This is a genomic window from Bradyrhizobium sp. 1 (assembly GCF_023073315.1).
In the GTDB taxonomy this organism is placed as follows: domain Bacteria; phylum Pseudomonadota; class Alphaproteobacteria; order Rhizobiales; family Xanthobacteraceae; genus Bradyrhizobium.
This window is the reverse complement of sequence record NZ_JADPJH010000002.1, coordinates 286959-296822: the sequence shown is the minus strand read 5'-3', so window position 1 is coordinate 296822 and position 9864 is coordinate 286959. Positions and strand designations below refer to the sequence as shown.

Genomic DNA, 9864 nt, shown 5'->3' with positions numbered 1-9864 from the left:
GAGGGGGACTCTCCGCGAGTCGATTTGGTCGAGATGCGCAGAACTCCATCTACATCGTCATTGCAATAAAGGGATTGAGCAGCGAGCGCCTATCTCTCCCCGCCCACCCCCGCGCAATGGCTTCGCCATTGCGCGGGGGTGACGGAAGGAGAAGCTGTGGGTTCGTCTGTCACCGTCTTCGCGGCGACTACGCCCATAAATTTCCTTCATCTCCCCGTTGTATCTCGGGAACAAAATCGCGCTGGGTGTGTCATTAGACCACCCATTCCGCCAGTGCGCGGTCCCTCCAATTAGTCAGATAATATGACTATACGGAACCAATCTTCCGTGAAATAGTCCCTCCCGCCGCCTCAAAGGCCGGCCTTTAGGTGCCATGCTACCAACCGGCGCCAGAGATAAACATTTGGGAGACACGCCTGATGACCCCTAAAGCCCTCTTTGCGGCCAGCGCCACGGCCGCGTTGCTGCTCGCGCTGCCGGCGAATGCCGCCGAGCTCACCATCGGCTTCTCGCAGATCGGATCGGAATCCGGCTGGCGCGCGGCCGAGACCTCGGTCTCCAAGCAGGAGGCCGCCAAGCGCAAGGTCAATTTCAAGATTGCCGACGCGCAGCAGAAGCAGGAGAACCAGATCAAGGCGATCCGCTCCTTCATCGCGCAGAATGTCGATGCGATCTTCCTCGCGCCCGTCGTCTCGACCGGCTGGGACTCGGTGTTGAAGGAAGCCAAGGAAGCCAAGATCCCGGTCGTGCTGCTCGACCGCGACATCGATCCCTCCGGCAAGGAGCTCTATCTCACCGCCGTGACCTCCGACAGCGTGCACGAAGGCGCAGTCGCCGGTGACTGGCTGGCCAAGACTGTCGGTGACAAGGCCTGCAATGTCGTCGAGTTGCAGGGCACGGTCGGCGCCAGCGTCGCCGCCAACCGCAAGAAGGGCTTTGACACCGCGATTGCCAAGCACGCCAATTTGAAGGTGGTGCGCAGCCAGACCGGCGACTTCACCCGCGCCAAGGGCAAGGAAGTGATGGAGAGCTTCATCAAGGCCGAAGGCGGCGGCAAGAACATCTGCGCGGTCTATGCCCACAATGACGACATGATGGTCGGCGCGATCCAGGCGATGAAGGAAGCCGGCCTCAAGCCCGGCAAGGACATCCTCACCGTCTCGATCGATGCGGTCCCCGACATCTTCAAGGCGATGGTCGCCGGTGAGGCCAATGCAACGGTCGAGCTGACGCCGAACATGGCCGGTCCGGCCTTCGATGCCGTCGCGGCGTTCAAGGAGAAGGGCACCGTTCCGCCGAAATGGATTCAGACCGAATCCAGGCTGCTCACGGCCGCCGACAATCCGCAGAAGGAATACGACGGCAAGAAGGGCCTCGGTTACTGAGGCGGCACCTTGCCGGACCGCGTCTCGTGGTCCGGCAAGCCCCTTCGAATCCGCTGTGCCAACGAATAGGCTGGGTGTCCGCGTCACAAGCGGGCACCGGTGGGAGTGAATTTGCCATGGAGAACGGCCTTGATCCTGCTCCGCCCCTGCTGGAGGTGCGCGGGATCAGCAAGAGCTTTGGTGCGGTGCGTGCGTTGCAGGCGGTCGACTTCACGCTTCGCGCCGGCGAGATCCACGCGCTGCTCGGTGAGAACGGTGCCGGCAAGTCCACGCTGATCAAGGTCGTCACCGGCGTATTCCCGCGCGATGCCGGAATTGTCAGGCTGGGCGGTGAAGAGGTCGCGCCGCGCTCGGCGAAAGCTGCGCTTCAGGCCGGCATCGCTACCGTCTATCAGGAGGTCAATCTGCTGCCGAACCTCTCGGTGGCGCAGAACCTGTTCCTCGACCGCCAGCCGATGCGCTTCGGCATCGTGCGTGAAGGCGAGATGCGTCGCCGCGCCAAAGCACTGCTCGCCGACTTCGGTCTCGACATCGATGTTGCCGCACCGCTCGGCAATTATTCAGTGGCCATCCAGCATGTCACCGCGATCGCCCGCGCGGTGGATCTCTCCGCGCGCGTGCTGATCCTGGACGAGCCGACCGCGAGCCTCGACCGCCACGAGGTCGAGATCCTGTTCGGCATCATGCGCCAGCTGGCGAAGCGCGGCATCGGCATCGTCTTCGTCAGCCATTTCCTCGATCAGGTCTACGAGATTTCCGACCGCATCACGGTCTTGCGTAACGGCCGCCTCGTTGGCGAGCGCGAGACCGCCTCGCTGCCGCGGCTCGAGCTGATCCGGATGATGCTCGGGCGCGAGCTCGCGGAAACCACCAGCGCGCGGGCCTCGGAAGGTGAACACAAGGCGCGCGAAATCTGCGCCAGCTTCGAGAATTACGGCAAGGCCGGCTATGTCGCCCCGTTCAATCTCGAGCTGCGCCATGGCGAGGTCGTCGCTCTCGCCGGCCTGCTCGGCTCGGGCCGCACCGAGACGGCGCGGCTGGTGTTCGGCGCCGAGCGCGCCGATCGCGGGCAGGCGACGGTCGAGGGCGCACCCGTGCGGCTCCACTCGCCGCGCGACGGCGTACGCCACGGTTTTGGCTATTGCCCGGAGGAGCGTAAGACCGACGGCATTGTTGCCGAGCTCAGCGTGCGCGAGAACATCGTGCTCGCGCTCCAGGCCAAGCGCGGTCTGCACCGGCCGCTGTCGCGCCGCGAGCAGGACGAGATCGCGAAGCGTTATGTCAAGATGCTCGACATCCGTCCGCCCGATCCGGAGCGCTCCGTCGGCCTGCTCTCCGGCGGCAATCAGCAAAAGGTGCTGCTCGCGCGCTGGCTCGCGACCTCGCCGCGGCTGCTGGTGCTGGATGAACCCACGCGCGGCATCGACGTCGGCGCCCATGCCGAGATCATCCGCCTGATCCGCGAGCTTTGCGACGACGGGCTCGCGCTGCTGGTGATCTCCTCCGAACTCGACGAGATTGTGACCTATTCGGACCGCGTCGTGGTGCTGCGCGACCGCGTCCATGTCGAGGAGCTCGCGGGTGAGGCGATCGACGTCGGCAACATTCTCGCAGCCATTGCTGCCGACAGCGTCACTGTTGCGCTTGAGGCCCACACATGACAGCGCTGTTGCCGCGCCGTGGCCTTGCCCAGATCCTGGCGCTGATCGTGATCCTCGCGGTCGACCGTGTCGTGTCTCCGCAATTCTTTGACCTGCGCCTCCAGGACGGCCGTCTGTTTGGCAGCCTGATCGACGTGCTCAATCGCGGCACGCCGGTGGCGCTGCTCTCGCTCGGCATGGTGCTGGTGATCGCCACGCGCGGCATCGATCTCTCGGTCGGTGCGATCATGGCGATCTCGGGCGCGATCGCCGCGAGCCTCGCCGACAGTCACGGCCTGCCGGTCGTGCTGGCGGCGGCACTCGGCGCTGGCCTCGTCTGTGGCTTGTGGAACGGTTTTCTCGTCGCCGTTCTCGGCATGCAGCCGATCGTGGCGACCTTGATCCTGATGGTCGCCGGCCGCGGCATCGCCCAGCTCATCACTGAAGGGCGCATCGTGACCTTCTCTTCGCCGGACCTGGTCTGGCTCGGCAACGGCTCCATCCTCGGCATTCCGATGCCGGTCGCAATCGCGCTCGGCATGCTGATCCTCACCGGCGCCGTGGTGCGCGGCTCCGCGCTCGGCCTCCTGATCGAGGCGACCGGCGGCAATGCGCGCGCGAGCGAACTTGCCGGCGTCGGCACGCGTGCGATGATTTTGGCGGTCTATGTCTGGTGCGGCGTCTGCGCCGCGCTCGCCGGCGTGATCGCGGCCGCCGATATCATGGGTGCGGATGCCAACAATGCCGGTCTCTGGCTCGAGCTCGACGCGATCCTTGCCGTGGTGATCGGCGGCACCTCGCTGTTCGGCGGCCGCTTCAGCCTCGTGCTCGCGGTATTGGGCGCGCTGATCATCCAGACCATGAACACCGGCATTCTGCTGTCGGGCTATCCGCCGGAATTCAATTTGCTGGTCAAGGCGGTGGTGGTGCTCGCAGTGCTTCTGCTGCAATCGCCGAAATTGTCCGGCATTTCGGGCGTCGTGGCGCGGCTACGGGGGACCAAACCATGAAAGGCCTGCCGCCGGTCCTCATCACAGCATTCGTGCTCGTCGCGGGTTTTGCGCTCTGCGCCGTGCAGTTCCCCAACATCGCCTCGACCCGCGTGGTCGGCAATCTCCTCACCGACAACGCCTTCCTCGGCATCGTCGCGACCGGCATGACCTTCGTCATCATCTCCGGCGGCATCGACCTTTCGGTCGGCTCGGTGATCGGCTTCACCACCGTGTTCGTGGCGCTGGCGATCGAGCGATGGGGCGTGCCGCCGCTGCTGGCCTTCGTCGCCATTCTCGCGCTCTCGGCGGCCTTTGGTGCGGCAATGGGCGCAATCATCCATGTCTTCGACCTGCCGCCCTTCATCGTGACGCTGGCCGGGATGTTCCTGGCCCGTGGCGCGAGCTTCCTGCTCTCGACGGAATCGGTGCCGATCACCGCGCCGGTCTATTCGACGGTATCGGACTTTGCGCTCCGCATGCCCGGCGGCGGCCGGCTGACCGCGATTGCGATCATCATGCTCGTGATCGTGATCGGCGGCGTTCTGCTGCTGCGGCTCACGCGGTTCGGTGCCAATGTCTACGCGCTCGGCGGCGGCCGGTCGACCGCAAGCCTGATGGGCGTTGCCGTCGGCAAGATGACGGTCAAAATCTACATGCTGTCGAGCCTGCTCGCAGGCATCGCCGGCATCGTCTTCTCCTTCTATACCAGCGCCGGCTATTCGCTCTCCGCCGTCGGCGTCGAGCTCGACAGCATCGCAGCCGTCGTGATTGGCGGCACGCTGCTCACGGGCGGGCAGGGCTCGGTGATCGGTACCTTCCTCGGCGTGCTGATCCAGGGCATGATCCAGACCTACATCAATTTCGACGGCACGCTGTCGAGCTGGTGGACCAAGATCGCGACCGGCGTCTTGTTGTTTGCCTTCATTGCCTTGCAGCAGGGACTGGTCGCGCTGGCGCGCCGGCCGGTGACGAAGCGTGCGGGAGCAACCACATGACCTCGCGCATCGTCGTCATCCCGACACGGCGGGCTCACTCCAACCACGCGGAAGTGGCCCGTTCGATCGGCGTCGACATCATCGCCGGCCGCTACGCGGAGGGGACGCGCCTTCCTGGTGATGCCGAGATGATCGCGATGTTCGGCGTGTCGCGGCCGGTGCTGCGGGAGAGCGTGAAGACCGTGGTCGCAAAAGGACTGCTCACCACCAAGGCGCGGGTCGGCACCGTCGTGCGCGAGCGTGCGGCGTGGAACATGTTCGACGCCGACGTGCTAGCCTGGCATCTCGACGCCGGCATCGACAAGCGCTTCCTCAACGATCTCGCCGAGATCCGTCTCGCGGTCGAGCCGCGTGCAGCCATCCTCGCAGCACGACAGCGATCCGAGGAGGATATCGCCGAGCTTCGGCGCAGCATGGAGCGCATGCGCCGCGAGGCGTCCGATTCCGTCAGCTTCGCCGACGCCGATCTCGCACTGCACGTCGCGGTAGCGCGCGCGTCCGGCAATCTGTTCATGCGCTCGATCGGGCATGTCATCGAGGCCGCCTTGCGCGCCTCGTTCCTGCTCAGCGCACCGGTTGAGACCGAAGACCGCGACACCGTGCTGCTCTGGCATCAGAAGATCGTCGATGCCATTGCGGCCGGCGATGCCGAGGCCGCGTCGGAAGCAATGGTCTATGTCATTCACAACGGCATGCGCCGCCATGAGGGCACGGTGATCGTGACCGCGGACCTGCTGCCGTCTGCCGAGACTGGAGAATAAGCGTGCCCGACCTTCGCATCGCCATCGTCGGCTTCGGCAAGATCGCGCGCGATCAGCATGTCGGCGCGATCGCTGCCGTGCCGGGCGCGACCCTTGCGGCCGTCGCGAGCCGCAATGCTTCGCTGCCGGACCTGCCGCATTTCGCCACCATCGAAGAATTGCTGGAGAAGGGACCGCCGATCGACGCGGTCTCGCTCTGCACGCCGCCGCAGGTGCGGCGCGCTCAGGCGGCAGCAGCGCTCGCCGCCGGCAAGCATGTCATGCTGGAGAAGCCGCCCGGCACCGGCGTTGCCGAACTGGACCCGCTGACTGCCATGGCGACGGAGGCGAAGCGCACGCTGTTTGCGACCTGGCATTCGCGCTACGCACCCGCGGTCGAGCCGGCTCGCGAATGGCTGGCGAGCCGCCGGATCAAGTCCGTGCACATCAACTGGAAGGAAGACGTCCGCGTCTGGCATCCCGGACAGGCCTGGATCTGGGAGCCCGGCGGGCTCGGCGTGTTCGATCCCGGCATCAATGCCCTGTCGATCCTGACCCGCATCCTGCCCAAGCCGGTGTTCGTCACCGCGGCCGAATTGGCCTTTCCCGCCAATTGCCAGGCGCCGATCGCCGCCAACCTGACGTTGACTGACATTGGCGGCCTGCCAATCACCGCCGAGTTCGATTTCCGCCAGACCGGGCCGCAAAGCTGGGATATCGTCGCGGAAACCGATCAGGGCCGGATGAATTTGTCCCGCGGCGGTCGGATCATGGCGATTGACGGCAAAGCCGTTGCCGAGGCGCCCGATCAGGAATATCGCGAGCTGTACCGGCGCTTCGTCAAGCTCACCGCAACAGGTGCAAGCGACGTCGATCTGGCACCACTTCGTCTCGTCGCCGACGCCTTCCTGCTCGGCAGGCGCAACATCGTCGAACCTTTTGTGGACTGAACATGGCCGGCTCAAAGAAGATAGAAAAAGACGTTTTTGGAACGCTGCCGGATGGCCGCAAGGTCGAGCGCATCGTGCTGCGCGGGGAGGGCGGGTTCGAAGCCCGCATCATCACTCACGGCGCGGTGATCCAGGCACTGATCGCGCCGGATACCAAGGGCGGCTATGACGATGTCGTGCTCGGCCATGACGCCTTTGCCGGCTATCTCGCCGAACGAAAATTCTTCGGCGCCACCGCCGGCCGTTACGCCAACCGCATCGCCAGGGGACAGTTCTCGCTCGACGGCGAGAGCGTGCAGCTTCCCGTCAACAGCGGCCCGAATGCGCTGCACGGCGGCCTCGACGGCTTCGATCGCAAGCTCTGGGATATTGCCGCGATCGAGGAGGGCGCCGAGCCCGCAGTGACGCTCACTTATACGAGCCCGCATGGCGAGGAGAATTATCCCGGCAAGCTCGATGTGCGCCTGACCTATCGCGTCACCGGCCCGGCCGAGCTGTCGCTCATGATGGAAGCGCGGACGGATCGTCCGACCATCGTCAATCTCACCAACCACAGCTTCTTTAATCTGGAAGGCGCGACCTCAGCCACGCCCATTCTCGACCACAAGCTGACGGTCGCAGCCGAGCATTTCCTCGCGATCGATCCGACTTCGATCCCGCTGCCGGAGCCGCCGCGCGCAGTGGCCGGCACGCCGTTCGACTTCCGCGACAGCCAGACCGTGGGCGCGCGCATCCGCGAAGGCCACGAGCAATTGCGTAACGGCAAGGGCTACGACCATACCTATTGCCTCGGGCGCGATGGCGAGCTTGCCCTCGCGGCGCGGCTGGAGGCGCCGCGTTCGGGGCGCATCATGGAGCTCCTCACCAATCAGCCCGGCTTGCAAGTCTATTCCGGCAACTATCTCGACGGCACGATCTCGGGTAAAGGCGGCAAGCTGATCCGGCAGTCGGACGCCATGTGCCTTGAGCCACATATCTGGCCCGACGCGCCGAACCGGCCGGATTTCCCGAGCCCACGCCTCGATCCCGGCAAAGTCTATCGGCATCACACCGTTTATCGCTTTGCAGTGAGGGCGCCATGATGGAACAGGTGCCGACCTCCGTTCTGTCGGCCGAACAATGTCATCTCGGCGAAGGGCCGACCTATGATGTGACCACCGATACCGCCTGGTGGTTCGACATTCGCGAGGGGCGTCTGTTCGAGGCGCATCTCGGCAGTGGCGCGATCCGCATCCACGCGCTTGGCCGGATGGCGAGCGCACTCGGGCGCATCGATGCCGAGCGGCAGCTGATCGTGGCGGAGGATGGCCTTTACATCCGCATGCTCACAGACGGCGCGATGACGCTGTTCTGTCCGCTCGAAGCCGACAATCCTACGACGCGCTCCAATGATTGCCGCGTGCACCAGTCCGGCACGTTCTGGATCGGCACCATGGGCAAGAACGCCGAGCGCGGGGCGGGCGCGATCTACGCGTTCCATCGCGGCAAGATCTCGACGCTGTTTCCCGGCATCAGCATTCCCAATTCGATCTGCTTCTCGCCTGACGGCGCGACCGGCTACTTCACCGACACCGCGCGCGCGGTGCTCTATTCCGTGCCGCTCAATCCCGCGACCGGATTGCCGCGCGGCGAGCCGGAGGTGCTGCTGCGCCACTCCGGCATCGGCGGCCTCGACGGCTCGGTGTGCGACGCCGACGGGCAGATCTGGAACGCGTGCTGGGGCGCCGGCCGTATCGACGTCTACTCGCCGCAAGGCGAGCGCCTGCGTTCGCTCAGCGTGCCGGCCACGCAGTCGAGCTGCCCCGCTTTCGTCGGTCCTGATCTGTCGCGCCTGCTCGTCACCTCGGCCTGGCAGGATATGGACGCAGCAGCCCGCGCCGCCGATCCGCAAGCCGGCTGCACTTTTCTACTCGAGGCATCCGCTCGCGGTCGCGCGGAGCCTGACGTCAAGCTCGCATAGGAGATCCGAAGCAGCCCACCCAAATTCTCGACGACACGAAGAAACTGTCTGACACCCAAGGGAGTGAAACATGCTGAAACTGAAGACGACATTTTTGGCGCTGGCGCTGGCCGGCGCTGCAACGATGGTAGCAGGCGTCACCGCCTCCGCGCAGGACAAGGCGACCGTCGGCATCGCGATGCCGACCAAATCGTCGGCGCGCTGGATCGACGACGGCAACAACATGGTCAAGGTGCTGAAGGAGCGCGGCTACAACACCGATTTGCAATATGCCGAGGACGACATTCCGAACCAGCTCTCGCAGATCGAGAACATGGTGACCAAGGGCGCCAAGGCGCTGGTGATCGCCGCGATCGACGGCACCACGCTGTCCGACGTGCTCAAGCAGGCCAAGGCCAAGGGCATCACAATCATCGCCTATGACCGCCTCATCCGCGGCACGCCGAACGTCGACTATTACGCGACCTTCGACAATTTCCAGGTCGGCGTGCTCCAGGCGCAGTCGATCGAGAAGGGGCTCGGCCTCAAGGAGGGCAAGGGTCCGTTCAATATCGAGCTGTTCGGCGGCTCGCCCGACGACAACAACGCCTATTTCTTCTACAACGGCGCGATGAGCGTGCTGAAGCCCTACATCGATAGCGGCAAGCTCGTCGTCGCCTCCGGCCAGATGGGCATGGACAAGGTCGCGACCTTGCGTTGGGACGGCGCCACCGCGCAGGCCCGCATGGACAATCTGCTCAGCGCCTACTACGGCAACAAGAAGGTCAACGCCGTGCTGTCGCCCTATGATGGTCTCTCGATCGGCATCATCTCCTCCCTGAAGGGCGTTGGTTACGGCAGCGCCGACCAGCCGATGCCTATCATCTCCGGCCAGGACGCCGAGGTGCCCTCGATCAAGGCGATGCTGCGCGGCGACCAGTACTCGACCATCTTCAAGGACACCCGCGATCTCGCCAAGGTGACCGCCGACATGGTCGACGCTGCCCTCGCCGGCAAGCAGGTGACGGTCAACGACACCAAGACCTACGAGAACGGCGCCAAGACCGTGCCGTCCTACCTGCTCAAGCCGGTCGTGGTCTATAAGGACAATTGGGAGAAGGTGCTGGTCGACAGCGGCTACTACAAGAAGTCGCAGTTCCAGTAAGGGTTCTTCTTTCCCCTCTCCCCGCTTGCGGGGAGAGGGTCGGGGTGAGGGGGAGCCT

Annotated in this window: 9 protein-coding genes; all 9 read left to right on the top strand. The window is 64.9% G+C overall.

Annotated features, from left to right (window positions below; all coding sequences use genetic code 11):
* The first annotated feature begins 419 nt into the window (after positions 1-419).
* The 9 genes from ytfQ (at position 420) to chvE (ending at position 9806) form a co-directional block, all read left to right on the top strand.
* Positions 420-1385 (top strand): galactofuranose ABC transporter, galactofuranose-binding protein YtfQ, encoded by a 966-nt coding sequence (gene ytfQ, locus IVB29_RS01280; RefSeq protein WP_249806171.1) that lies wholly within the window; start codon positions 420-422, stop codon positions 1383-1385.
* 116 nt (positions 1386-1501) lie between these two features.
* Entirely contained in the window at positions 1502-3046 is a 1545-nt protein-coding gene (locus IVB29_RS01275; RefSeq protein ID WP_247501573.1) for a sugar ABC transporter ATP-binding protein, read from the top strand.
* Positions 3043-4035: an ABC transporter permease gene (locus tag IVB29_RS01270; protein ID WP_247501572.1), complete on the top strand. Its 993-nt coding sequence runs from the start codon at positions 3043-3045 to the stop codon at positions 4033-4035. Before IVB29_RS01275 ends, IVB29_RS01270 begins: the two co-directional genes overlap by 4 nt.
* On the top strand, positions 4032-5012 hold the full coding sequence (gene yjfF, locus IVB29_RS01265; protein WP_247501571.1) for a galactofuranose ABC transporter, permease protein YjfF: 981 nt from the start codon (positions 4032-4034) through the stop codon (positions 5010-5012). Before IVB29_RS01270 ends, yjfF begins: the two co-directional genes overlap by 4 nt.
* Entirely contained in the window at positions 5009-5773 is a 765-nt protein-coding gene (locus IVB29_RS01260; protein ID WP_247501570.1) for a FadR/GntR family transcriptional regulator, read from the top strand. The genes yjfF and IVB29_RS01260 overlap by 4 nt, the downstream gene beginning before the upstream one ends.
* 2 nt (positions 5774-5775) lie before the next feature.
* Entirely contained in the window at positions 5776-6702 is a 927-nt protein-coding gene (locus IVB29_RS01255) for a Gfo/Idh/MocA family oxidoreductase (protein WP_247501569.1), read from the top strand.
* A gap of 2 nt (positions 6703-6704) precedes the next feature.
* On the top strand, positions 6705-7784 hold the full coding sequence (locus tag IVB29_RS01250; protein ID WP_247501568.1) for an aldose epimerase family protein: 1080 nt from the start codon (positions 6705-6707) through the stop codon (positions 7782-7784).
* The gene (locus tag IVB29_RS01245) at positions 7784-8662 is read left to right on the top strand and encodes an SMP-30/gluconolactonase/LRE family protein (protein ID WP_247501779.1); all 879 of its coding nucleotides are present in this window, start codon (positions 7784-7786) and stop codon (positions 8660-8662) included. The genes IVB29_RS01250 and IVB29_RS01245 overlap by 1 nt, the downstream gene beginning before the upstream one ends.
* 70 nt (positions 8663-8732) lie before the next feature.
* Positions 8733-9806, top strand: a complete 1074-nt coding sequence (chvE, locus tag IVB29_RS01240; protein WP_247501567.1) for a multiple monosaccharide ABC transporter substrate-binding protein — start codon at positions 8733-8735, stop codon at positions 9804-9806.
* The last annotated feature ends 58 nt before the right edge of the window (positions 9807-9864 follow it).